We start from the raw sequence: 25,196 nt of genomic DNA on the forward strand, positions 1-25,196 counted from the left end.
GCTCGCGCGGGGACAACTTTTTTCTCTTGTGATGGTTTTTCGATGATGCTGGAACATCCCCGCTCGCGCGGGGACAACAACACCCCCTAGGAAAACACCTAGGGGGTTCGGGGAACATCCCCGCTCGCGCGGGGACAACACTTAATAACCAGCAAAGATCTGTTCCGATTATGGGTTATATCTTCACTTTCTTTTACGTCTACGCTGTGATGCTTTTGACCACCCCTTCCGTAAAGGACTTTCTGGGTTAGAACGTGTTGGTCTTAATACGAGGGGTATGCCATCAGAGTCAATGATTTCCCAATCATGGCGGTGTACTTTAATTTCAAACCCTGTCTCATTTTTGGAGGTAGAGAATGCCATGATTGCACGACCATTTTTAAGTTCGGAAACAATAATCGACCACAAGCGATCACGAATTCTAGTTGAGACATGCCCAACAAAAACGCCTGCGGAAATTTCGAATAACCAGCGGTTAAGCTGACCTCTGAGCCCAGCTGGACATGCTGTGAGAACAATTGTAATCAAGGGTAATCATCTCCTGAAGAGTCATCCCAGTTATATCCTCCGCTGACGCGTTCTAGTTTTTCATCCCATAGCTCAATGACTTTGTTTTTTATAGAGAAACTATCAGAAGATGTTTCTGAATCATCTAACAGTAGTTCTTTGAGATCAGATACAATGCGCGGCAGTATTTTATTTGTCTTGAATGCATCACGGCATTGACGTCTGACATACTGGGGTAGATCTCCTGGGGAAACCTTTCCAGCTTCAACAGCAGCGACTGACTCAAAAGCAATCGGGATAGAGACTTCGGCTTTATATAAATCTGCAATGTCATAGACAAAGCTACGATCGTGTCCAGTATGGATAAAGCCTAAACCGGGAGAGAGCCCTAAGGCTACGATTACGGAGTGTACGAGTCCGTAAAGTGATATATGAGCACTAGATAGCGCTTGATTAATAAGGTCGCTGTCAAAGAAATCCTCTGGGTTATAGGTGCGTTTATTCCATTGCACACCAGTGTTATCTGCCCATTGACGGTAAATATTTCGCACTCGTGCGCCTTCTTTGCCTCTGAGTTGCTGCATAGTGAGATTATCAACAGCCTCATCGTCGAAACGCATTTTATACATGGCACGTGCTACGGCAAGACGACTACGCGTATGAGAAACAAGTTGCGCTTGTTTTACAAGCAAAGTGGTGTTTCGTCCAATTGGACGACCATGCGCATAATAACGGACTCCGTTTTCACCACACCAAACTACGGAGGCACCGCTATCTGCGATAACTGTCATAGCTTGGTGAGTAACTCGTGTTCCTGGGCAAGTAATAGAACTGACAATGAGGCGCTAGGTATATGAATAACACCTCGTTCGTCAGTGGCTGTGAGTGCGTTTGCATCGCGGCCAATTGTGCAATGTTCGAGATAGATAAAACTAATTCGTTCATTAACACGGGTAAGCTCGGCCGGGGTGCTGGGACGAAAACCACTATTTTTCATTTTTAACTCGCGCTCAGGGTTAGTAGTCCCATACCGTATCCTTTGCCACGTCCGATGCCGTTGAGCATGGCGTTGCGCAGCAGTTCTGGTGATTCTACGGTGAGAACTCCGTCGAATTGAACTCTATTGAGTGTTACTCGAGCTTTTTCTCGGTTAAAACGTAAACGATCACGTCGAGTAACTAGGAGCATCTCGGTTTCATCATCGGTAGTGTTTCCGTTATAGATGGAAAATCCATGTGCAGTGATTTTATCTCTTAACCATTGTTTTTGATGTTTAACGGTTACGTGGGCAGCCCGGATTTTTTTACCATCTGATTGGGTAACAATACGTGTGGGATTTGCTGCTAGGCGGAAGCGATATTGTTGCCCAGGTTGCAGCCCTTCCAGCAGTGGGTTGTAATCTCGAATTTTTGATGATGGTTGATTGCTCCAACCTGCTTGCTCTTGAATATGTTCAAAGCATGGTCGGTTTTCGCTAAGAACTAACAAGCTAATACGATCTGTGCTTTGATCAAGACGCCAAAGTATTCGCTTTTCTTTAGCATGTAAATCAGGCGAAAAGCAGTTCATAACCGCTGCATGCAGTGTTCTGGGATTACTCGCAAATAACGCAGTTTTTCTGCGATAAGGGTTGAGATCTATTGCAGATAGAAAAGTCATTATGCATCTCCCAAAAGAGTAAAGGGGTTATGATCTTTCATTTCCCATCCTTTTGGATTATCTATGTCAGAAGTGAAACGGTGGGTAACAGCCCTTACCCCATATTCACGGTTTTTTAGATCAAAACTTTTAGGTACATCAGAGACCATTTCCGATATTGGATCGTCACCGTGCGCATCATAGGAAAGGCGCAGTTGTACCTTTTTGGGTTGCTTCTTTTTGTACCAGCAAGAAGCATGCCATTTTTCATTTTCCAGGCACTCCACAAGGGAGTTTTCTTTTATTCCAATGAGTAGTTGGCCAGATGGTGGACAAGCCCGTCTGCCTAGGAAAAGCGGAAATTTAGGGGATTTCACGGCTTCAGCTAGTTCTGTAATAACTGAAGTTGATCCTTCGACAGCAGCAACAAAAATTGCATCCGCCAAATAATCACGGTGGGTGAGCGGTTCTGCCTCTCGATTGCGCCAATCGATTTCTGTTTGGAAATCAGAGATAACAGTACCAATTTGGTCGGTACGAACCCCAAACCTTAGTTCAGCTAAATCAGTAATAGTATCAGTTCGCAATCGTCCTTGAGCAGCAGCTAACAAACCTATTACACCGCTTTTGGTGGGTTCACGGCGTGTATCTCGGTGCATAAACCGACTGTGATCACCCCATGACTGTAATGGTCCAGCGAGTTTTAGAAGCAGGACACTCATGCGTTATTCTCCGCACGCGAGCGAACAGCCTTTCCAACCAAGGAAATAAGATCATCGAAAGTAACGTGTGTTCCTATGGCATCGAGTTCAGCACGTGTTTCAGGGGTGTCGGCATTATTTGTAGCCAGATAGAAGCTTTCTTTAGCTGCACTGCCGTAGGTTTCATCTGCATTTTTGGCGCTAGAAGCCAATTCAATAGTAGCTTTGGCCATGCGTCCAGTGGTGGTGGTGATAGCTTTTTCGAAGCTTTCAGCCAGGTTTACTGGCTGATCTTGACGAATTTGAACCAGAACAAGTTCAGGGCGCGTTCTGTTTGCAAAAGTATTCATTTTTCCAGTAGGCATGGAGAGAATAAATGAGCGTAAAAATGCTTCAGTTGCTCGCGCAGCAGCTTCAACCGAATCAAGGTTTGAGATTAAACCTTCAGTATTGATAGTGGCGTAACGATAATGTGTGGGGGCTACAAACTCGACGGTGCCGATCATGCCTGCACCAGAAGTGTCATTTTCCTTGTTGTCATCGCTAGCGGTAAAGTAGTCAAATTCAATTTCGGCAGGATGTACGGAAAAAGCATGAGATACCTGGCACGCAGCATCCACATTAAGGTCTGGTGAGTCGGTGATCATTCGCCCAAAAAGAGCAATATCGATAGAATTATCACTTTGTATGATCTTATTGATGGTCTTTCTATTGAATGATTCACCAGTATCATGAGCCTGAATTGCTAATTGCGCAAGGTTACTGATTTGTATCCGTGACAGGAAAAGAAGATATGAGGTGACTGACTTTGGAGAAGCTGTCTCATCATTATTTTTCTTTTTCTCAGGACTAATTTTAATTTTTGCTACTTTAAAGATCTCTTCAGCAAGAGATACTGCTTTGTCAGCAAGATCTGGTCGAGATTCGATGATGGATTTTGCGATACGATCAACAGCGTAGAACGTGCGTTCACCTAGTTCGGTAGCATCAAGGTACTCCTTGAAACTTTCGCGGGTGGCTTTTTTCCATGCTTGGCTCGAGACCCGAGCACGGCGTACACCGCCATAAATACTAGTTTTAGGAGCTCCAGTATCATCACGGTTAACGTTTGATGGTGGAATGGTCTGAAGAATGTGAATATCGATGAACATACGTGACATGGGAAATCCTTTCAATAGGAAAATTATAGATGAAGTGTTTTAAGCAGAGACTTCTGCTGTTTTAGAGGTTTCAGGAGAGCGTTGATAAAGCTCTCGCGCCCATCTGAGGTGAACAGATTGAACTGCTTCTGGAAATTGCAGACGGTAAAGATCTTTTGCAAGCAAGCCGTAGTTAAGTGGAATATCCTTAGCACGAAATATTTGGATAAGTCCTCGAAGGTGATGTTTTGTCCCTTCAAAAGTGCTTGCATTCACAACGCTAGAAAATCTGCGTAAGATTGCTTGTTCCCAATCGTCTGAGTCATTGGGATTAGCGATCCTGCGCACGGCGGTGCCTAATCCTTGAGGAAAAGATTGTTCAGCTCCGGTTGTTTTTGCGGTCACGTGCATGGGTTTGTTTGATGACTGTTGGTGAATCGCATAGAGCTGAAAGGTGGTAAGCAATGCACGTTCTGCGCGGTTAAAGCGATCACCTTTGCCAATAAGTTCTTCATCAAGGTTATCGAAGACAAGCGACCATATTTTAAAAGATGCCTTAGGATTATTTGCTGATCGACGCAACTCTGCTAGCTCAGCCTTAGCTGAACTATAGTCGGCTAGGTAATTAGTTTGAAGCGGACCGATTTTTGAGTAAACATGTGAAGCAATTTTATTACTTATTGATGATGTCATGACTATCTCCTTTCTGATTGTTTGAAGATTGTAGTGGATTAGTAGTGGGAAGAATTTTAGCTAGAGAAAACGAAAAACGACTTGCTGCAGTGCCTACATTAACGATGTGATCATTATGTTTTCGCCCCGACCATGCTTTACTTGAAGTTGTTTGAAGAAGCTGCTGTGCGGTTTGGTTGCCTAATCGTCGTAGGTACATTATCCACTCTTGAAGTAGGGTTACCCCATCAGAATCAATAGAAAGTTGTGATAGCCAGTTTCTAAACTGAGGGTCGATAGCAGCAAGCATTTTTGCATACGTTTGCTTACGCTTTTTTGCTATTTTGTCACCAGAATAGCCTTCAGCAATAATGAGGTCAGCAGCCAGGTTAGTAACAGCCAGTGCTGTTTTATCTGCATAAGAAACTGCATCTTGTACCCAACTTTGTAATTCTTGCTGATCTATTGAAGCAAGAGCGGCGCTCATTCGTAGGGAATCATGAAGAACCTTTTCTACCGAAGCGTTTTGAGTACCGTATTCGATAGTGACAACGTCAAGCTGGATACGATAATCATAGGGGAGTACACCGCGTTCGATTAGTCTTCCTACCCATTCAACATTTTTTGCTGGTTTAAATTTAAGAATACCGGTTTTATCGACTAACTCAGCATTGTCAGAGGGCAGCAGTGTGCTTAGCCCTTGCCACAACATTTTCTCCGACTGTAATGCACGTGGCATATATACGGGCTTCTTTGCTTTTTTTGATTGTGGTTCAGAATAGCGCCATGCAGTCATGTTTTCATGAGCTAATTGATTGGTGTAATCAATGGGGTCACCATTGCAAACAAGAACGCCTGTGGCTTTGTTTTCTTCGATTTTTAGACGTATACGACGCTGCGGCCAGGTAAAAAGACCTTTTTGTCCATGTGGTTGTGCGTAAGGCCGTGCGGCAGCAGTAAGAGGTTCTTCTTCCCAGATGGGTTTATCTAGACTTGAAAAATCCCCTTCTGCAACAAAATTCAGCATTAAAGTTTCAAAAAGATTGCGCCCAATAATTGTGGTGCCACCTAGCCAACCACACCAACCGATGCCCTGGGGATACCCTTTTCCTCCTTTGACCCGGTCATCGCCAACTGCACCTGATTTGATGCCAGAAAAATCAAATGAATTGGCGTGAACAAGCCAGCGGGCAGCTTCTGCTAAATCAAGTACATTGGCAGTACGTCGGGTAAATAAAGATCCTTCTCCGGGGGAATCGATAACAATAAGATCGAGCTTTTTCCATTCATTTTTTGCGGTAGCTAGGGTAGGTACTTGTAAAAATGGATAAGTTTCATCAATAAGGTAGAAACGATGACGATATGTGGTGAGGTAATCATCGATAATATCTATCGGTAATGATCCGGTTTCCCAAATATTTTTCCATTCTTCTACTAATTCATCATCTTCATATTCTTCTAAAAGTGCTGCCTCGAGAATAGCTAAGAGAAGTCGAAGAATGGCGAAATTGATGGTGGGTAATTCATTGGCAAAGGCTTGATAATGCGAACTATTGCTAAGTAGTTCGTGGATACTGATTTCAGCTTCAATACCATTGATATCAATAACTTTGATCCATTTTTCATCTAAGAGATTAAAGTGTGATTCCACTATTAAGATACAACCTTCCTTTTGCGTGCTTTAAAAGAGATATTTGTGTTTATGTAAATACTGTAGCAAAAGAATTCTAGAAAAACTACTAAATTAATCTTTTTTCTGTTGTTTGTAGTGTAAACCGGTCTCTGGGTCATAAATGAAAGTGAAATTAGATACTGTGGCGCATAAATTCTCATCGAGTATTAGTGGTAATTGGCCCTTTAGCCAATGTGAATTTTGCCATGATTCAATTCCATTTTTTTCTAATTCGGAAATGATTTTGTCGGCATGAGAGTTATTAGCGAGGAAAGTAGGCAATTGTACCGAACACTGTGCAGTAGCGCGGGCTACTTCACTATCAATACCGGTAGCGAAATCTACTTGTTCACTGGGGTAATTCTTAAGCCACGGAAGAGTTCTTATGGTGCCATTGATGTGCTGAACAAGAATGACCTCGATGTTTTCTTCACTATCTCGTACTTGTGCATAGCCTTGTTGAGGTTCTTCTGATGCATTGCCTCTTTGATTTGCCCAGGAAAGAAGATCACTAGAGGCAGTTAATGAGGGAACAAGGAAACCTCGTGCACGATTCTTTTTGCCGATAATTTTCTCTTTTTCGGCATTTTCTGCCTTATTCCACTTTTCTTCCCAACCTCGTGGAGCAGAAAAATGTGGTTCATCCGCGGTACTGACTAGGGCAGCTATATCGTCTGGTGAGCAAATACGTAAAGAGTCTGTTCGAGCATAAAGAAAAAGGGTAGCGATGCATCGAAGTAGCGAACTCTCACCATAAACATGAGCAGAATCCTTATCGAGAGCTGGAGTTACCTGTGGAAGCTGATTCGGGGTTGCTGCTTTGAGATCGGTACCAGTAATAAAAAGAAGCGGATTAGCAAGAGCTGGTTGCCGGAAAGTTTGGTTGCTTTCGTGTCTGTGTAGTCTGCCGATACGCTGGATAATTAAATCGATAGGGGCTATATCGCTCAACATGAGATCAAAATCGACGTCTAATGATTGCTCAATAACTTGGGTAGCAACCACAACCAACTTGTGAGGGCGTTGACTGGCATTTTTGCCAAGTCGAGTGGTCAACATTTTTTCCGTAGCACGTCTATCTGGGCCGATAAATTTAGAATGCAGGAGGATAACTTCGACGCCATCAAGAGTTTCTTTTAACGCCTGGAATGTCTTTTGAGCACGATTAATAGTATTTCGCACGACGGCAATGCAACCATTTCCTTGGGCGAAGACCTTATTAATAATGTTACACACGTCGTCGGTATCGTCGCCGATAAATTCGACTTTGGTTGTTGAAGAACGCGATGATTGTTCAGGTGCTGTAAAAGTAATACCTTTGGTAGTAACTGTGGTTATAAGCGGGTAGCCGCACGCAGCAAGGGAAGTTTTTTCATCTTGTTGTTCCAGCTTCTTGTTATACCGCTCACCAGCTCGTTTCATTACCCCGCGGCGATAGGATTGAATGAGTTGAGCACGTTTACGGGGTGCAAGTGTGGCAGAAAGTGCGATTACTGGACAATTCATAGCCCCTAACCATTCGAGAATGCGATTCAAATACACCGACATATAGTGGTCGGAAGAGTGAATTTCGTCGAAAATTATTACTTTTCCACTTAAACCTAAATAGCGAAGCATGACATGTTTTGAGGCTAAAGCAGCAAAGAGAATTTGGTCGATTGTTCCAATAGTAAAGTCAGCTAAAACGGAAGTTTTTCGTCCGCGTAACCACCAATGCGCCGTTACCGAAGATGATGTGGATCCAGATGATTCGTCGTAAAGCGGGGAAAAGTTATTGTATCGTCTTGGAAAGATATTTTTATAGTCCTCATTGAATTCTGCTTTACCATGGCTTAATATTGCGCTGGCTTGCTGATCAGGGGAAATGGTTGTATCCAGCCAGGATAGAAGGCGCGGGAACATCGCATCACTAGTTGCACAAGTAGGTAGTGCAAAAGCAAGTCCGCCTAGTTGGAAACGATCGGCAAAAATTTCGGCAGCAGCAAGTGCTGCTTCAGTTTTTCCTTCTCCAGTTGGTGCTTCAATAATCATAAGACCTGGTGATTCTAAAGAAGAAGCGATTTCAGCTGCAGATTCTTGAACCGGGCGTGGTGTCGCAGTATCGGGAAAATCAAAACGAGTGCGAAAAAGTTCATTGATACTATCTGGTGGATTAGGTCGCCATGGTTTAGGTAATTGTAGTTTTTGTATAGCATGACGTGCTCGACGAAGACGGTTATCTGTGTTTGTTTCTACTTCCAAAGGAAACAGATCAGTATTTGATGCTATCCAATCGCTTACAATGATAAAGCCAGTGAGGATAAGTTGACTTTCTGCCCGGAAGGATCCCTGGGCAAGGAAATCAAAATCTTCTGGTTTAATACCAGCAGTGGCAGCTGCACGATTCCATAATCGTTGGCGTATTTCATGCCACAGAGAAGCTTCAGTTTTGCCTAAACCTTTTGCTTCGGAACTGATGATGCTCGCAGGATAAACACCATGATGGCCACCGACGATAAGAGCTAAAGGTAAGGCGACATTAGTTTTTCCTTGTTGGCTAAGCCAATAGTGTAAGCTTTGCGCACTTACTAATGAATGCGGCCGTAGTGAACTTTTGTCGAGATGATGGAAGATGGCTCCTGCATCCTCGAGTCGCCTTTTTAACTCGCCTACCTGCATAGTAAAGTGTGGTGAGGCTTTTCCAATATCGTGTCCACCGGCAAGAAAAATAGCCAGCTTACGTGCGCGCTCAATAGAGCCACAATCATCTGCGAGTATGTTTCGGGTGTGGTGAGAAAGAAAATTATCCCAGAGCAAATCTGCAACGCACGCAGCATCATCGAGATGTGCCCACAGAGGTAGGGATTGTTCACCGTTATTCTGGGACTTTGCCCAGATAAGAGCGTCAAGATTAGACGGTGGTTCTTGTAGATTTATGCGCAATGTGTCAGGCATTATGATTTCTTTTTATTTAGGGGATAAATGTATGAATAGATAGATTTTGACATAGACCCTGGACACAGAAAGGGAAAATGGGAATAAATGTTCTATTTATCTGTATGCGTAGTAAAAATGGGTTAAGGGACAAGATTGCGCGGATTCTGTGATTTCTCGACCTTAGCCAGGTAATTTCGAAAAATAATAAAAATGGTTGTTTAGTACATACGTAAAAAACAACCATTGATAAACCCCACTTGCATGGGGACAACGAGTATCCGAAAAACTACTAACGGATCATCCCCTCGTATGAGGGGAGATATATGCGAGAATACCGTTTTATGAGGGAAATGCATAAATGATCTTTCGATAAATAGTTATGGAAACAAGGCAGGATTTTTGGTTTTAGGAAATATGAGAAATGAATTCCGAACAGGTTTTAGTTTAGGAAATTTATGCAGAAGAATATAAGAAAATGTAAAGCATAATTTTTAAAACAAGATGATGTTTTGACTCTAACGCAACGTGAGGTTGCACGATAGGGCTATGAGTAATTGCGATCAAACATTACGCACCGTAGGTGAGGTAGCGCAGCTATTAGGACTTTCGGTTCGAACTCTTCATTATTGGGAGCAACGCGGTTTGGTTGTTCCTAGTTACCGAAGTATTGCGGACTATCGTTTGTACTCGACTGCGGATATCGAACGGCTACAGCTGGTAATGATTTACAAAGCAACAGGCATGTCGATCAGCGCAATTATAGATGTGCTGTCGCAGGACTCGATGCGGATTACGCATCTTCGTAAACAGCGCACATTACTCATAGAAAAACAGGCTGAAGTACAACAAATGCTTAACGCAATTGATGTGCTTTTAACAGATGCTCAACGCTCAGTGACAAGAGATTATGAAAAGCCTACTGGTCACCGGGAGTACGAGGAGCAGAACCTATCGGAGGAGAATTTTATGTCTATGTCAGAAGAACATTCACAAGGTGAACAGTCTCAACTCAGCGTTGAAGAGATAGCTCAGATCCTCGGCGAGGCTAATTTCGCAGCCTACCAAGAGGAAGCCGAAAAAAAACTGGGGTGATACGCAAGATTGGGAAATTAGTCAACGCACTATTTCGCAACGAAGCGCTGCTGATTGGCAGGACGCTCAACAACAGCAAGATAAGCTTGATCAAGATCTTTCGGCGGCATATCTAGCAGATGTGGCACCCGGTTCGGAAACCGCAGATGCACTGGTAGAACGTCATCGGGAATGGCTCAGTAGCTATTTTCCTGTGACTCATAGTAAGCAGGTTCTTATTGCACGTGGTTATGTAGCAGATCCGCGTTTCCGTGCGCACTATGATAACTATGCGCAAGGGTTAGCTACCTGGCTTAAAGATTCTATTGATGCACGAGCAGTAAAGTGTGGGGTTGATCCAGAAACCGCTGAGTGGGCTTAATCTGCTTAACGACGATCCCGACGCGTATTCGCTAGGCTCTCGTTGCGGAGGGCGAGAGCCAGCAGTTTATGGATATATAGATAGAAGTATAGTGGCATAAAATTTGCCTAGTACTTAAAAGAATCCGTTGGCAACACGTAGGTCTTCTTTGTAATACTGATACGCATTGTCTTTGATTGTTAGCCTGGCAGGCTCTAGAAAAGTTTGTATACTGCGGATTTGTTAATTTTCTCAGCTTCTCTTACTATTAGCTGAGTCCGCAGTGCACAATTGTGTAGTAACGGCTATGCCCCGTTCGTCTAGCGGCCTAGGACGTCGGCCTCTCACGCCGGTAACACGGGTTCAAATCCCGTACGGGGTACAAAAATAAACATCGCGCTCTCATACGAGGGCGCGATGTTTGTCTTTTAGCCCATAATGTTTAGGCTACGGTAGTGTTTTCGTTGGCTCTACGGGGTGGGTGCATTTTCATATTTTCTCTATATCCATAGTTTTACGCTGCCATCACCTTTGTAGACTCCATGGCAGTGGATAGTTTTTTAATGTTGTCTTCGGTTAGCCGACGGATTATTAGCCCGAGTAGTAGTGCAGGGATAATAAAGAGTAATAAAATCGCGAGTTGTTTGTATATATCGCCGTGGTAGATACCTGCGATAGCACTTCGGAAAGCATTGATTGCATGGGTTGCTGGTAACCAGGGGCTGATATTTTGGAACCAACTTGGTAGTAGTTGAAGTGGATAAGCACCACCGGCACCAGATACTTGGATCACTAGTAGAAGTACCCCAATAGCTTTTCCAGCATTGCCAAAAGTAATAACTAGTGAATAAATAATGGTCATAAATACTGTTGAAGTAACCCAGCCAGCTAATAATAAAAGTAGGGGGTGTACCGCGTCGATTTGGATAAAGACGATCAGCCCTAATACAACAAGTGTTGCTTGGGCCAGACCTACTAATAGGAAAGTTAATAAGCGACCGAAGAAGGTTTGTGTGCCGCTTAAATCTGGGTATAGTGATTGAGCTTTAGAACGCATAAGTACAGCAGTTAATAATGCACCAACCCATAGCGCTAATGCGGTATAAAGCGGAGCCATACCAGCACCAAAACTAACCACTGAAAAGACCGGTTGGCGGTTTACTGCTACTGGCGAGGCAATTTGTGCGGCAAGTGTTTCTGGGTCGCGGTTAGCAATGTCTTTGAGCTTACTTAAATCTCCGCTTTGGCTAGCTTCTTCTATGGTGTTAGCTAGCTCTGAGAATTTTTGTGCCTGTTGTTCTAGGTTAAAAGCTAGTCGTTTTACTGCTGTACTTGCACTGTTAAGCATTGTATGTGGGGAATTATCGTTGCTAGATAGTGCACTACGAACCCCTTGAATATCGTTACGCACGATTGCAATATCTTGAGCTAAGGTATCTACGCTCTCTCCCAAGGCAAGAAGTTGCGGTTGGAGCGTGTTCTGATAAGTCTGGCTTATATTGCGTACAGCCGCGATAGCTGATTCTATCGCTTGACGTGCGTTTCGACGGCTTTCATCTGCTGATTCCTGGCCAGTTTCTAAAGCATGAGCGGTATTGCGTAGCGAATCTCGAAGCATAGTGCTCTGATTAATTACTGCATCCAGTTGTGCGATAACAAGGTCATAGCCGGGTGCTGTCGTCGTAGGCAAAATAGTGCGTATGTGATTATTGAGGTTTACTTTTAATCCTTGAAAATTGTGGATTTGAGTATCTACTCCATTAGCTAATTCTCGGTAGGTTTGGCTACCACTAGTACTTAGTACGGTTGAAGTATTAAGCAGTGGATCGAGCTGGTCACTTATTGCTTGATAGCTAGTACTAGTGCGATCAAGTGCGGTGGTTAATGATTGTGTCGTCTGACTGAGCGTATCGGCTAGGGAAGTAACAGCTTGAGCCCCCTGGCCACCATTAGTTTCAGTATTTTCAGGGCTAGAAGTAGTTTGGGTGCTTGCGGTATGCAGAATGGAATCTGCGCCGTCGATAAGCGGAATAGTCGAGTCAATAAGTCCGGCAGCTGCATAGGCAGTTTGGGAACCAGCAAGGATTCGTTGTTGTGTGGTGGTAATTCTGGTGTGGATAGTCTCCAATGCTTGACTGGCATTATTGTCAGTGAAATAGCGATCAAGAGAAGAAATGACGCCGAGACCAATGTTGGTAACTACTTTATTGAAGTTGTCGTCAATTGTTTGGGTAACGGCATTTGCTCCACGTGAGGTAAGTGTTGTTGATAGCGCATTCTTTTTCTGATTTGTGTACAGTTCGAGAGTGCTTGGCTGGGTACCCTCGAGATAGAAGGTAAGTAGGTCGTCGCTAAAAGTTTTTGGCAATACGATAGCCGCATAGTATTCCCCAGAACGTGTGCCTTCGATCGCTTGGTTTTCACTGGTGATGATCCAATTAATATCGTGATTGCGACTTAATTGGGAAAGTACTTGATCGCCTAGATTGATCCGCATAGAAATCACATCACTGTGGTGTCCGGCGTCATTACTAGCTACCGCAATTTTGAGTCGATCGGTGTTGTCAAAAGGATTCCAGCTCGCAAGCACATTAAAAGAAATAAAGATCAGCGGAATAATGATCAGACCAAAGATGGTAACAGCGGTCATGACATTATTTTTGATGGCGAAGAGATCATTGCGAAAAATTAACCAAATATTCTTCATGAGTTCTCTTCTTCCTTAATTACTACGTGAGCTGTGTTTAACGGAGCTTGTTCTACGATATATTTGCGCGGGTTCTTACTGTGTTCACTGAGTTGCTGTTCTAGTTCCTCAGCGCTTAATTCGCTTAGGCGTTGATCACGGTTTATGGATTGTTTGATGTACTCCAAGCCACAAATAATCGTGACGACGATTAATGTGCTCAGACAAGCTAAGGCAAAGAAAATAACTTTCTCATTAGGATAAATTCTAGAAAGCACGCCAAGAATCACTACCGTTGCTAATCCACTAGCAATACTTAATCGGATAAAAAGCCCATAATTTCTCCGTGCCCAGCGCCATTTATTAGCAGTACTTTCTTGGAAACCTTCTCGATCCTTTAACACGTAAATTAAGTCGGTAACTTTATATTTACTGCCGAGGATGCGCACTGGCTCATTAACTATCAGACCACCAGCTGCTAGTTCTTCATTGATTAACATATTGACGTGGGAGAGCAGTCGTCGCAAAATAATGCAGCTAAGAAAAGCAATGATTGCCATAATCGTCAGCACGCTTAAGCTATGAAGGTAATGGTGTCCATAAAAACCGCCGACGGTTTCTCGCATAGCGGAAATGCCATAGGTAAATGGCAGTAACGGGGAGATTACCTGGAAAAATTGTGGGGTCATTTCTATTGGATAAAGTCCGGAAGAACCAGGTATTTGGATAAATACGAGTACTACCGCTAGTCCACGTCCAATATGACCAAAAGTGCTTACCAAACCAAAAACAATACTGAGGTAACACAGGCTAATAATTATCGTTGTTGCGATATAGACAACAGGATTGACACTATCAATACCAATGATGAGGTTGCCGGTAGAAACAATAATTGCCTGACCTATTGCAAATACGGCTAATAAGAGAAACCGGCCTAGATAGGCGCTAGAAATGGTAAGATTTTTTAACCCAGCAGGATCAACTTCGGTGCGGAAGATGACCAACAACATAAAAGCACCGATCCAGAGTGAAAGATTGCTAAAAAGCGAGGCCATACCGGAACCGTAGTTACTAACAGGAAAAATGGCATGTGTTTCTAGCTGGGTAGGTGTAGCAAGGAAAGTAGAGACTTCCATCGTATTAAGGCTACTAATGGTATTGAGTGCTTCATCGCCTTCGATAGTGCGGTATAGCGCAAGAATATCGCTACGTGCTGTTAATAATCCTTGTTGGATACCAGAAAGATTATTTTTAAAACTCTCTAAAACATTATTTGTTTGCGAGAATTGCTCGGTCATCCCAGAAAGTAGTTGCTTTGCCTGAGAAACTAATACCTGTTGTGCTGACAAAGACGCAGAAAGTGCGCCAGCGGTAGCATTAACTTGTTGTAATCCGCTAGTTAAGCGGGGAACGTTAGCATGTACTAAGTCGCGCAGTTCTTGAGTAGCAGTTGTTCCTTGCTGTCCGATCTGGGCAAAGTTTTCTGCTGCTTGGAGCAGTGAGGAACTGGTGTCACTAGTGGTGTTGCGAGCAGTTTCAAGTTCGTTAAGAGCTGCTTTTTGGGCGGCGTTTTGTGCTTGAAGGTCGCTTAATGTTTGACGTAGCGGGCTGGTGATTTCTGCGGGAAGAGCTGGATTACTCAACGCAGAATTAAGCTGAGTTAGGGTGTTATCGCTGTTTTCTAGTAGAACATGTAACCCTTGTGTGGAGGCATTGATTTGGTTGGTCGCGTTAGCGATGTGGCTATTAATGTTTGTTACTGTTGTTTGTGCGTTTGTTGTTGCCTGGGTTAGCGCGGTCGTCGCATCGACATAGGCGTGGGTAATATCGCCGCTGAAGTTAAGAATTTCGTTATTAACATCATCGGATAGTTTTTGTACTTGTGTCAGCGTATTGGCGGCGTCTATGAGGGTACGTTCTACTGCATCAAGGGTGGCGTGCGCTTGCTCAACAGTTGGTCGTAGTGCGCTAATACTGTTTTGAAGTTCTGTAATTTGGGTGCTGGCAGAATCAACTGTGCTCGCTGCATTATTAAAAGCATCGGCAGAATGAGTAGAAGATTCCCTAAACTTTTTGCTCAGTGTGCCACCGGAGTTTTTTAACTGTGTGCTTACTGCGGTAGCAATTTGTTTTTTAAAAGCCGTGCTGATTGCATTATCAAGTCCAGATGCGCCTTGATCGGTGATTTTGGGGGCAACTGCATTGAGTTTTTCATTGACTTCATAAATTAACGTGGGCTGAGAATAGGTGCCCTGGAACATGCTGATGAAATCGTGCGAAAAATCTTCTGGAATGCGGATACTGGCAAAAACATCGCCACTGCGTACAGCCTCTTCAGCCTGTGAGGCTGACATAAATTGCCAGCCCAATTGGTGGTCATCGTGAAGCTGTTGAACAAGTTGACCACCGATATTAAGCGGTCCGGTAATAGTAGAGCGTGCTCCGGTGTCCTCATTGACTACTGCCACACGAATATTTTCCGTATTAGAGTAAGGATCCCAGAAAGCACTAATGTTTACCCAGGAATATAGTGCTGGGATGAGCATGACTCCGATAACGATGACCCGTACTCGTATTGTTCGTAAAAGACGTAGAAAATCTCGACGAAAAATTGTCAAACTTGTTCGCACTGCTTCAACGCTAGCACTAGCACTACTTTGTGTCTCTGTGCGAAAGACGTGTGTGAAGAAGTGAGAGGAAAAACAATAATGTTCTCGCAGTTTGCTTTTCGACGATTAGTGCACAGCTGTTTTTAAACCGGTGCTATGTTAAGGCTGATTGTGTAGTTAAACATCGGGTTTAGAGTTTATTGCTGAGTTCGGCGGCAGCTTTTGTTAGTTGTTGTGACCACAGTGTTGCCGGAGTAGGTTTTAGTCTTTCGGCAGGTCCGGAGATGGAAAGTGCTGCGATAAAAAGCCCTTCAGAATCAAAAACGGGTGCGGATAAGGAAGCGAGGCCAGCTTCTCGTTCGGCAATGGACTCCGCATATCCTTGTTTGCGTACCTGTTCTAAATCTGTGAGCGTGAAATGAGCGTTATCGGCAAGTATTTTATCGCGTAGTGTTGGCGCAGAATAAGCGAGAAAAACTTTGGCGGCAGACCCGGCTGAAAGTGGGAGTCGACTACCAATGGGGACAGTATTTTGTAAACCCGCTGCTGGTTCCTGGGCGGCGATGCAGACGCGTGTTGCACCAGCTAGTTGATAAAGCTGGACAGATTCTTTGGTCTCGTCCATGAGCGCGGTCATAATAGGGGTCGCGGCGTCGATAAGCTTAGTGGAACCGGAAGCGCCCAATGAAGTAAGTACGGCACCAATTGCCCATTTCCCATCTTGGGTTCGGGAAAGAATATGGTGTGTTTCTAATGCAGTGGCTAATCGGTGCGCAGTAGCGCGAGGCAAACCGGTAGCTGTGCATAGTTCGCTGAGTGAACGCGGCCTATCTGCAATGGTAAGCATAATGAGCACGGCGCGGTCGAGAACTTTGATTCCACTGGTGGTGTTACTTGGTGCGGCGAAAACTGTGTTAATCTGTTCCATGTCATGATATTAACATCTCAAATTATGGGATGTAAGTGAATGAGGTGAATAGATCCATGACCAGCCCTATGGATACCAATACCCAGCCCTTGACCTTGGCCGAAAAAGTATGGCGTGACCATGTTGTGAGCAAAGGTGAAGCAGGTAATCCAGATCTTATCTTTATTGACCTCCAATTATTGCATGAAGTGACTTCTCCGCAAGCTTTTGATGGTCTACGCATGGCCGGACGCAAGCTACGCCACCCGGAATTGCATCTGGCCACTGAGGATCATAATGTGCCAACTGAAGGTATTGTTGCAGGTGACCTATTAGAAATTAAAGACCCTACTTCGCGTACTCAGGTGGAAACCTTACGTAAAAATTGTGCAGAATTTGGCGTACGACTGCATTCTATGGGCGATGTTAACCAGGGAATTGTTCACCAAGTAGGTCCACAACTTGGGATAACACAACCAGGTATGACTATTGTGTGTGGTGATTCGCATACCTCAACTCATGGGGCTTTTGGTGCGATGGCGTTTGGTATTGGTACTTCTGAGGTTGAACATGTTATGGCAACCCAGACGCTTTCACTGAAACCATTTAAAACAATGGCTATTAACGTAAGTGGTCAGCTACAACCTGGTGTTTCAGCTAAAGATCTCATTTTGGCGATTATCGCTAAAATTGGCACCGGTGGCGGCCAGGGGCATGTTATTGAATATCGTGGTGAAGCCATTGAGAAACTTTCAATGGAAGCGCGCATGACAATCTGCAATATGTCGATTGAAGCAGGTGCCCGTGCCGGTATGATTGCCCCAGATCAAGTTACCTTCGATTATATTTATGGTCGAGAAATGGCACCAACCGGTGCGAATTGGGATGCAGCCGTAGCATATTGGAAAACATTGCCTACCGACGAAGGTGCGCAGTTTGATACCGTCGTCGATATTGATGGCTCGACAATTACCCCCTTTGTTACCTGGGGAACTAACCCTGGCCAAGGATTGCCATTGGGAGAAACTGTCCCATTTCCAGAAGATTTTGGTAATGATAATGATCGCCTGGCTGCAGAAAAAGCCCTAGCGTATATGGGGCTTACTCCGGGCACTCCATTGCGAGAAATCGAGATTGACACGGTCTTTTTAGGGTCATGCACAAATGCTCGCATAGAGGATTTGCGTGCCGCCGCTGAGATTTTACGCGGACGTAAAGTAGCTGATTCAGTGTCCATGATGGTGGTACCAGCTACTGCATTGGTAAAAAAACTTGCCGAGGAAGAAGGACTGGACAAAATCTTTATTGATGCTGGGGCCACATGGCGTAGCGCTGGCTGTTCAATGTGTTTGGGAATGAACCCTGATCAGCTAAAACCAGGGCAACGGTCAGCGTCGACAAGCAACCGAAACTTTGAAGGCCGTCAAGGCCCTGGTGGTCGTACTCACTTGGTTTCTTCAGAAGTAGCTGCGGCAACCGCAGTCCGAGGCACTCTAGCATCACCAGCGGATCTGGTTTAAGAAAAGGACACGGGGAATATGGAAAAATTTATTAATCATACTGGTGTTGGCGTGCCCTTGAAACGCTCCAATGTAGATACCGATCAAATCATTCCGGCAGTGTTTCTTAAACGAGTAACCCGAACTGGTTTCGAAGATGGATTATTTAACAATTGGCGTACCAATGAGCCCGATTTTGTGCTCAATCAAGATACCTACGCACATGGTTCGATACTTATTGCCGGCCCTGATTTTGGTACTGGTTCCTCCCGCGAACATGCGGTATGGGCATTAATGGATTATGGCTTTAGAGCAGTTTTCTCATCACGTTTCGCCGATATTTTTCGCGGTAACTCAGGCAAAGCTGGTCTATTAACTGGCATTATGGAACAATCCGATATCGAGCTTTTATGGAAGCTTATGGATAATGAACCCGGCTTAGAATTAACAGTTGACCTACAATCATGCACCGTCACTGCAGGTGAGAGCGTAATTAGCTTTGAAGTAGATGACTACATTCGGTGGCGGTTAATGGAAGGTCTCGACGATATCGGACTCACCTTGCGTAAAGAAGCTGAGATCGAACAATTCGAACACACTCGTCCCAGCTTCAAACCAACAGTACAGTAACTAATTAGTTATTTGCCTTCGTGGCCTTTTGAAGTGTGCTGCGTGTCCTTGAGCTTGCGGGCAAGCTCAGCTGGATTAGCCGACGGTGTTGTTACAGGTTCTGTTTGTGAGGCCACCGGGGTAGCTGTTTGGGATAATTCTGGCACTGTTGATTTTTCTTCAGCAAGCTTTTGTGCCCGCAATGCTTTTTTAGCTTCCTTTATTTTGCGTGCTTCTTTAGCGCGTGCTCGCTTTTTAGCTTTGCGATACTTGTGTTGCTCAGTGGTAAGGAGACGGATTTTACCTCGTTTAATAGGTAGTGGTGATTCTAAATAGTCGGCGCCAATTAGCTTGCCATTGCTAAAAGACAATACCCATACGCCTGCTTGACGAGCCTTAATGCCATCTAAAGGAAACTTATCCCGAGCCGATAACCAAGTAATCATATCGAGTATCGCGGTACCTTGGCTAGCAATGACGTAGCTACCTTGAGCGTTGATAAGCTTTAAAAGTTCCTTTTGCGCGCTAGACATAGAAACGAGCATGCTGGTATTGCCATAATTAGCTGATGAACTGATTTTTAATCCAAGCACTTTAGCAGCGGGTTTAAGAGTAGCTACACATCGTAGCGGAATTGCACTATATAAAGCATCAGGGCGATAGGCAGCTAAAAGCGGAGCAAGTGATATAGCTTGGATTTTCCCGCGCGCAGTAAGTGGACGGTCTCTGTCATAGCCCGACCAATCTTCTGGCGATATGCTCTGCCCATGGCGAACATAAATAATCTGTGAAGTTATCGGTGCAGAAAAACTTTCAACGGCTTTAGCTAAAAGAGCACGGTCAAGCTCATAACTGAGCAATTCGCGAGCCTGATCAATTGGTAGCCAGCGCAATTCATCGACTTCGTTATTGGGGGTAAAAGTACCCCCGGTAACTGAAGCCGTCCAATAGTAAACTACTTTGGTGCGGTCTTTAACTGGATAATAGACCCTACCTAGCAATTTATTGAGACGAGTCTCATAACCGGTTTCTTCGAGAATTTCGCGTACCGCAGTGACCGGAAGTGATTCATCAGCTTCGATTTTTCCCTTTGGAAAAGACCAGTCGTCATAATGTGGACGATGCACACATGCAACCGCGATACCTTCAGCAGTGTGACGCCACAATACTGCCCCAGCAGCGAGTGTTATGCTGCGAAACTCTTTGGCTGGCTTGGCAATGATGGTTTGGTATTGACCGGCAAGTGCGAAAGACGAATGTTGATCTTTATCTACTTCGAGAGGTCGGTTATTCTGCGGAAGCGACATTATTCTCCTTTTCCTTCTGCCTTTCATACAATAGCCCAGAGCGAGGAAATACATTTGCTTGTAGAATTTTTTCAGAAAATGACTTGGGTTGTTTAGTTGGCTTTTCGACGATTCTTTTTAAGGAGACCACAGGTGAAGGTTGCAGTAATGGGGGCGGGTTCTTGGGGAACCACATTGGCAAAAGTTTTTGCAGATGCCGGCTGTATCACCTCATTGTGGGCGCGTCGGGAAAAAGTTGCCGAAGCTATTAACACTACTCGTAGCAATGAGGGGTACCTTCCTGATATTAAATTGCCGGAGAATCTTTCGGCACATAGTGACGCTAGCGTTGTGTTAGCTGATGCAGAAATTGTTGTGTTAGCAGTACCATCGCAAACATTGCGTGAAAATCTTAAAGAATGGACGCAGCTTATACCGAAAAAAGCTACTTTGGTAAGTCTGGCTAAAGGTATTGAGCGTGGAACCTTTTTACGCATGAGCCAGGTTATTAATGAGGTCACTGATGCTGGTCTTGACCGTATTGCGGTATTATCTGGGCCAAATCTTGCTCGTGAAATTGCCGAAGAACAACCCGCGACTACAGTGATCGCATGCCAGGACGAAAACCGAGCAAAACTTGTCCAAGCAGCACTGTCTGCCGATTATTTTCGGCCATATACGAATGCTGATGTTATTGGTTGTGAAATTGGTGGTGCGTGCAAAAATGTGATTGCTCTTGCCTGTGGCATGGCCTCAGGACGCGGCCTTGGAGAAAACACACTAGCGAGTGTAATGACGCGCGGACTTGCCGAGATAACTCGACTTGGCGTAGCAATGGGGGCAGATCAACGCACTTTTGCCGGACTTGCTGGTGTCGGTGATTTGGTTGCCACATGTTCTTCACCATTATCGCGTAATCGTAGTTTTGGGGCTCGGCTAGGCGCGGGGGCAAGCCTGGAACAAGCTCGTGAAGCAACTCATGGACAGGTTGCTGAGGGTGTGATTTCTTCTATGTCTATTTTTCAATTAGCAGAAACTGTCGGCGTGGAAATGCCAATTACTGAAGCAGTTTTTAATGTTTGTCATAAAGGCCTAGCTGTTGATCATATGGTTACCGCGCTTATGGGTCGGTCTAAAAAGGCAGAATGAGTTTTTTCGAGTAAAGTTTTCACAGTGACTTCTACTATTTCATCTTCTCGGATCACAGTTGCTGTTGTTTATGGTGGGCGTAGCTCGGAACATTCTGTATCGTGCGTGTCTGCCGGTGCCATTATGAGTCATCTTGATCCACAGCGCTATGAGGTTGTACCCATTGGAATTACTCAAGATGGTGCGTGGGTTGTTGGTGAAACTGACCCCGAGAAGTTGAAAACCGTTGATCGGGTCATGCCGGTGGTAGAACGGCGTGAGGAAGTAGTGCTTTCGGTTAATCCGCAAACGAGGGGGGAGTTTCGTACCCTAAGCGGACAATTACACGCCAAAGTTGATGTTATATTCCCTGTGCTGCATGGTCTCAATGGTGAAGACGGTACCATCCAGGGACTATTTGAACTATCGGGAATCCCTTATGTAGGCACCGGTGTCCTAGGTTCTGCATGCGGAATGGATAAGGAATACACTAAAAAACTGTTAAGTTCGGTGGGGCTTCCGGTATGCCAAGAAGTTATTGTGCATGGGGCACGCAGTCTTACTGACGAGGAAAAACAACTACTAGGACTGCCCGTTTTTGTTAAACCAGCACGAGGCGGTTCCTCAATTGGGGTATCTCGGGTTACCCGTTGGGAAGACCTTGACGCTGCTATTGCTACGGCACTTGAAAATGACACCAAGGTTATTGTCGAATCAGAAATTATCGGCAAAGAAGTAGAATGCGGGGTATTGCAATACCCAGATGGACGTATTGTTGCTTCTACTCCTGCCATGCTTAGCGATACTGACGGCGGTGAGGAAGGTTTTTATGGTTTTGATACCAAATACCTTGATGATGTGGTGACCGCTGAAATTCCAGCCCCACTACCAGTAGAAACTATTTCTCAGGTGCAATCAATGAGTGTGGCTGCTTTCCAAGCATTGAACTGCTCTGGTCTAGCGCGAGTAGATTTTTTTATTACTCACACTGGGCTTGTTATTAATGAAATTAATACTCTGCCTGGTTTCACCCCGATTTCAATGTATCCACAGGTCTTTGCTGCTTCAGGCGTTGACTACGCTTTACTATTAAGCATCCTTATCGATCAAGCACTAGTAAAATAATCGCTTTTAAAACTACTAAAACCACTTCTAGCTTTCGAGTAAAAATACTCTAAAACCAGAAGTGGTTTTTAAATTAGCTCACTTTTAGTTAGCCGCACGCTCTACATTAGTTGCTGCGATAGTTTCACTAATAACGTGGCTCATTGCTACCACTGCCGCATTACCACTTGCTTGAGGAACATGAAGCGCTACGATCGCTTCTCGTCCTAAAACAAACCACGTAGAAGTAGTAGTGCCATTGCCTAAAGTAGTATCTTCAAACCAAGTAAGATCATTGACCTGTTGTAATTGTGCTCCTGCAGTGTAGTTGTCTGGGAAACCTACCCCGCATCGAACAACAATGGGTTCATATCCGCTCGCTGTCCACGCCGCCATATTTTTTTCCAGGGCGTCACTAGTAGAGCGGGTATAGAAAGAAATCTCTTCCGGTAAGCGTTCGAGAAAATCTTGGCATGAAGCAGCCGTTTCTTGAGCCAAATCAGTATCAGGGGCAAGATCAATCAGTGGGGTAGGAAAAGGTTGTGCAACAATGGTTTCTAAAACAGCCACTGCGTTTTTAAGAGCAGCTAATTCTTTCTCTGGCTGATCGGTATATGAAGCATCGAAAGTTACCGCGATATGCGGGCTAACAGTTACAGCATAGTAGGTGTACATATTTGAGCCAGGGGTTGCATCAACTACTGGCAACCACTGCACGCCCTCAATATCTTTTGTTATCGATAAAGCGTTATATTGCAATGGCAAATAAACGCCACAACGAAGTGTGACCCGCTTACCACTATCTTTCTGCCAAGCAGCCGCCCCAGCTGGTACCGGTTGGGCAATTTCTGCTTGCGGAAATCCAAAAAACTTCTCGGGCACCGCATTAATAAATTGTGAGCACTGCTGAGAGTCAGCTAAAGGCGAATCGATTGTAGCCATCGCAACAGGTTGCTTACTTGCTTTTTCTAAAGTAATTCGGGCACCAATAAGTACCCCGATAACTAGCAGAAGACTTAAAATCAATGCAATAACAATAGGAGTACGGCGGACTTCGGATGCAGTGCTCATGACCATCTAGCTTATACTGAGTGGAATGAATCAAGGCAATAATCCAACACTTGCTGAGGTTGGCGAACAAGCAGCTATCAACGTCATCATTGCACATGCCCCAAGCTCAAGAAATGGTGATGATGCAGCAGTACTCGACCATGGCGCACCGAACTCCCGCACCGTGGTCACCACCGATATGCTGGTAGAAAATCGCCATTTCCGCCTTGATTGGTCCACCCCAGCAGAAATTGGACGCAAAGCAATTACCCAAAACTTTGCCGATGTAGAAGCAATGGGGGCGCGCCCAGTAGCAGCACTGCTTGCGCTGAGTTTGCCTAAAACTACTCGATTAGAATTTGTCTCCGAACTTGCCCGCGGTATTGCCCAACGAGTAGGAGACTACAATGCCGAATTAGTCGGCGGTGATATTACTGAAGGTGATTCCATAGTATTATCAGTAACCGCCGTTGGTCGGTTAGGCGGATCGATTCCCGCACTTACCTTAGACGCAGCACGAGTTGGCCAAGATGTTGTTGCCTCTGGGGTAATCGGCGAATCCGCAGCCGGTCTGGCTCTTCTTCAATATTATGGGCGTAAAAAAGTACCCATAGAATTTCAACCTTTAGTGGCTGCGCACTGTGCTGCTGCAGTGCCACCAGGACGGGGATTCGTAGCAAGATCAGCAGGAGTAACTGCTATGACAGACAATTCTGATGGACTTATCCATGATCTAAAGCTGATGGCGAATCGATCATCAGTAAGCATTAATCTACATAAAGAAGCTATTGCCCCAAGTGCTTTAATGCATAAAGCGGCTCAAGCCATTGGTGCTGACCCCTGGGAATGGGTTTTACGCGGTGGAGAAGACCACACTCTTATTGGTACTACGTGTTTGGATGCGCCTAGCGGTTTCCGTCGCATTGGCACAGTAACCAAAACAAAAACCATTGCGGTTAGTGTAGATAAACAAGCCCCTCAATTTGAAAATGGATGGCAGAGTTTCTAATGCATGCTTCCTGGAATGGCATATTTAATGCAGAAAAAATCCTACAATTTATCGCCACTGAAGATAATGTAGTACCGCCAAGGGAACAGATTTTTCGTGCCTTGTCTTTACCACTAGAGCAAGTGAAAGTACTTATTATCGGCCAAGATCCTTATCCCACTCCTGGTCATGCCATAGGAATAGCCTTTGGTACCGCGCCGGGAGTTAGGCCGCTTCCTAAAAGTCTAAAAAATATTTTCATGGAGCTAAGTCAAGATTTAGCTATTCCAGAGCCTATCGACGGTGATCTCACTGCCTGGATTGACCAGGGCGTATTGTTACTTAACCGAGTATTAACAACAACTGCTGGGGTAACTGCTGCACATAAAAATAAAGGATGGGAAGAAATAACCGATGCCATAGTAGATGCGGTTGCTCGTCGAAACGCGCCTTTGGTGGCTATTTTGTGGGGTAAAGAAGCACAAAAATTTGCCCCGATCATTGGTAATGATCGTTGTATTTGTTCCCCGCATCCATCTCCATTGTCAGCGTATCGTGGTTTTTTCGGCTCGAGGCCTTTTAGTAGAGCAAATAAGATGCTGAAGGAACAAGGTAGTAGCCCTGTGAACTGGGAATTACCTTCCGCATAGGGT

The 25,196-nt window shown here is 44.7% G+C and carries 21 protein-coding genes, 1 tRNA gene and 1 pseudogene; 9 read left to right on the forward strand and 14 right to left on the reverse strand.

Annotation, left to right across the window (positions count from 1 at the left end):
* Nucleotides 1–183 precede the first annotated feature (183 nt).
* From cas2e to UL82_RS04215, 9 genes are all read right to left on the reverse strand, one after another.
* A complete protein-coding gene (gene cas2e, locus UL82_RS04180) occupies nucleotides 184–528 on the reverse strand; it encodes a type I-E CRISPR-associated endoribonuclease Cas2e (RefSeq protein WP_046439172.1) in 345 nt (114 codons plus the stop codon).
* Nucleotides 525–1,298 (reverse strand): type I-E CRISPR-associated endonuclease Cas1e, encoded by a 774-nt coding sequence (gene cas1e / locus UL82_RS04185; protein WP_330217322.1) that lies wholly within the window; start codon nucleotides 1,296–1,298, stop codon nucleotides 525–527. The genes cas2e and cas1e overlap by 4 nt, the downstream gene beginning before the upstream one ends.
* Nucleotides 1,295–1,504: a hypothetical protein gene (locus UL82_RS11575; protein ID WP_330217323.1), complete on the reverse strand. Its 210-nt coding sequence runs from the start codon at nucleotides 1,502–1,504 to the stop codon at nucleotides 1,295–1,297. Before UL82_RS11575 ends, cas1e begins: the two co-directional genes overlap by 4 nt.
* A gap of 2 nt (nucleotides 1,505–1,506) precedes the next feature.
* On the reverse strand, nucleotides 1,507–2,166 hold the full coding sequence (gene cas6e, locus UL82_RS04190) for a type I-E CRISPR-associated protein Cas6/Cse3/CasE (RefSeq protein ID WP_046439174.1): 660 nt from the start codon (nucleotides 2,164–2,166) through the stop codon (nucleotides 1,507–1,509).
* Nucleotides 2,166–2,867: a type I-E CRISPR-associated protein Cas5/CasD gene (gene cas5e, locus UL82_RS04195; protein WP_046439176.1), complete on the reverse strand. Its 702-nt coding sequence runs from the start codon at nucleotides 2,865–2,867 to the stop codon at nucleotides 2,166–2,168. The genes cas6e and cas5e overlap by 1 nt, the downstream gene beginning before the upstream one ends.
* Complete coding sequence (gene cas7e / locus UL82_RS04200) at nucleotides 2,864–4,006, reverse strand: type I-E CRISPR-associated protein Cas7/Cse4/CasC (RefSeq protein ID WP_046439178.1); 1,143 nt, start codon at nucleotides 4,004–4,006, stop codon at nucleotides 2,864–2,866. The genes cas5e and cas7e overlap by 4 nt, the downstream gene beginning before the upstream one ends.
* A 39-nt stretch (nucleotides 4,007–4,045) precedes the next feature.
* The gene (gene casB / locus UL82_RS04205) at nucleotides 4,046–4,678 is read right to left on the reverse strand and encodes a type I-E CRISPR-associated protein Cse2/CasB (protein WP_046439179.1); all 633 of its coding nucleotides are present in this window, start codon (nucleotides 4,676–4,678) and stop codon (nucleotides 4,046–4,048) included.
* Nucleotides 4,659–6,308 (reverse strand): type I-E CRISPR-associated protein Cse1/CasA, encoded by a 1,650-nt coding sequence (gene casA / locus UL82_RS04210; RefSeq protein WP_052735868.1) that lies wholly within the window; start codon nucleotides 6,306–6,308, stop codon nucleotides 4,659–4,661. The genes casB and casA overlap by 20 nt, the downstream gene beginning before the upstream one ends.
* 93 nt (nucleotides 6,309–6,401) lie before the next feature.
* Nucleotides 6,402–9,263: a CRISPR-associated helicase/endonuclease Cas3 gene (locus tag UL82_RS04215; protein WP_046439180.1), complete on the reverse strand. Its 2,862-nt coding sequence runs from the start codon at nucleotides 9,261–9,263 to the stop codon at nucleotides 6,402–6,404.
* 528 nt (nucleotides 9,264–9,791) lie between these two features.
* Here UL82_RS04215 and UL82_RS04220 point away from each other — a divergent pair.
* From UL82_RS04220 to UL82_RS04230, 3 genes are all read left to right on the forward strand, one after another.
* Complete coding sequence (locus UL82_RS04220) at nucleotides 9,792–10,337, forward strand: MerR family transcriptional regulator (RefSeq protein ID WP_052735869.1); 546 nt, start codon at nucleotides 9,792–9,794, stop codon at nucleotides 10,335–10,337.
* A 31-nt stretch (nucleotides 10,338–10,368) separates the two neighbouring features.
* Complete coding sequence (locus UL82_RS10830; protein ID WP_232009550.1) at nucleotides 10,369–10,698, forward strand: TipAS antibiotic-recognition domain-containing protein; 330 nt, start codon at nucleotides 10,369–10,371, stop codon at nucleotides 10,696–10,698.
* Between the two features lie 288 nt (nucleotides 10,699–10,986).
* Nucleotides 10,987–11,059: transfer RNA gene (locus tag UL82_RS04230), tRNA-Glu, on the forward strand.
* 132 nt (nucleotides 11,060–11,191) lie between these two features.
* Here the strand turns inward: UL82_RS04230 and UL82_RS04235 are convergent.
* The 3 genes from UL82_RS04235 to UL82_RS04245 form a co-directional block, all read right to left on the reverse strand.
* A complete protein-coding gene (locus UL82_RS04235; RefSeq protein WP_046439181.1) occupies nucleotides 11,192–13,384 on the reverse strand; it encodes a YhgE/Pip domain-containing protein in 2,193 nt (730 codons plus the stop codon).
* A complete protein-coding gene (locus tag UL82_RS04240) occupies nucleotides 13,381–15,993 on the reverse strand; it encodes a YhgE/Pip domain-containing protein (RefSeq protein WP_046439183.1) in 2,613 nt (870 codons plus the stop codon). Before UL82_RS04240 ends, UL82_RS04235 begins: the two co-directional genes overlap by 4 nt.
* A 169-nt stretch (nucleotides 15,994–16,162) precedes the next feature.
* Nucleotides 16,163–16,900, reverse strand: a complete 738-nt coding sequence (locus UL82_RS04245) for an IclR family transcriptional regulator (protein WP_046439185.1) — start codon at nucleotides 16,898–16,900, stop codon at nucleotides 16,163–16,165.
* A 56-nt stretch (nucleotides 16,901–16,956) separates the two neighbouring features.
* On the opposite strand from UL82_RS04245, the gene leuC reads away from it, so the two are divergent.
* Both leuC and leuD read left to right on the forward strand, forming a co-directional pair.
* Entirely contained in the window at nucleotides 16,957–18,399 is a 1,443-nt protein-coding gene (gene leuC, locus UL82_RS04250) for a 3-isopropylmalate dehydratase large subunit (protein ID WP_046439186.1), read from the forward strand.
* A gap of 18 nt (nucleotides 18,400–18,417) precedes the next feature.
* Complete coding sequence (gene leuD / locus UL82_RS04255) at nucleotides 18,418–19,008, forward strand: 3-isopropylmalate dehydratase small subunit (RefSeq protein WP_046439187.1); 591 nt, start codon at nucleotides 18,418–18,420, stop codon at nucleotides 19,006–19,008.
* A gap of 287 nt (nucleotides 19,009–19,295) precedes the next feature.
* On the opposite strand, the pseudogene UL82_RS04260 reads toward leuD, so the two are convergent.
* Nucleotides 19,296–20,294, reverse strand: a pseudogene (locus UL82_RS04260) (bifunctional NUDIX hydrolase/histidine phosphatase family protein); the annotation flags it as partial.
* Nucleotides 20,295–20,426: 132 nt separating this feature from the next.
* On the opposite strand from UL82_RS04260, the gene UL82_RS04265 reads away from it, so the two are divergent.
* Both UL82_RS04265 and UL82_RS04270 read left to right on the forward strand, forming a co-directional pair.
* Nucleotides 20,427–21,422 carry an NAD(P)H-dependent glycerol-3-phosphate dehydrogenase gene (locus UL82_RS04265; protein ID WP_269078404.1) on the forward strand — a complete coding sequence of 332 codons (996 nt, stop codon included), beginning with the start codon at nucleotides 20,427–20,429 and terminating at the stop codon, nucleotides 21,420–21,422.
* A gap of 24 nt (nucleotides 21,423–21,446) precedes the next feature.
* Nucleotides 21,447–22,526, forward strand: a complete 1,080-nt coding sequence (locus tag UL82_RS04270) for a D-alanine--D-alanine ligase family protein (RefSeq protein ID WP_046439189.1) — start codon at nucleotides 21,447–21,449, stop codon at nucleotides 22,524–22,526.
* 84 nt (nucleotides 22,527–22,610) lie between these two features.
* Here the strand turns inward: UL82_RS04270 and UL82_RS04275 are convergent, their stop codons facing one another.
* Entirely contained in the window at nucleotides 22,611–23,576 is a 966-nt protein-coding gene (locus tag UL82_RS04275) for a DUF3515 domain-containing protein (protein WP_046439190.1), read from the reverse strand.
* A 25-nt stretch (nucleotides 23,577–23,601) separates the two neighbouring features.
* Here UL82_RS04275 and UL82_RS04280 point away from each other — a divergent pair, with 25 nt between their 5' ends.
* Both UL82_RS04280 and UL82_RS04285 read left to right on the forward strand, forming a co-directional pair.
* Complete coding sequence (locus UL82_RS04280; protein ID WP_046439192.1) at nucleotides 23,602–24,564, forward strand: thiamine-phosphate kinase; 963 nt, start codon at nucleotides 23,602–23,604, stop codon at nucleotides 24,562–24,564.
* Nucleotides 24,564–25,193, forward strand: a complete 630-nt coding sequence (locus tag UL82_RS04285) for a uracil-DNA glycosylase (RefSeq protein WP_236685501.1) — start codon at nucleotides 24,564–24,566, stop codon at nucleotides 25,191–25,193. The genes UL82_RS04280 and UL82_RS04285 overlap by 1 nt, the downstream gene beginning before the upstream one ends.
* The last annotated feature ends 3 nt before the right edge of the window (nucleotides 25,194–25,196 follow it).

Origin of the sequence: Corynebacterium kutscheri (assembly GCF_000980835.1) — a bacterium.
Taxonomy (GTDB): Bacteria; Actinomycetota; Actinomycetes; order Mycobacteriales; family Mycobacteriaceae; genus Corynebacterium; species Corynebacterium kutscheri.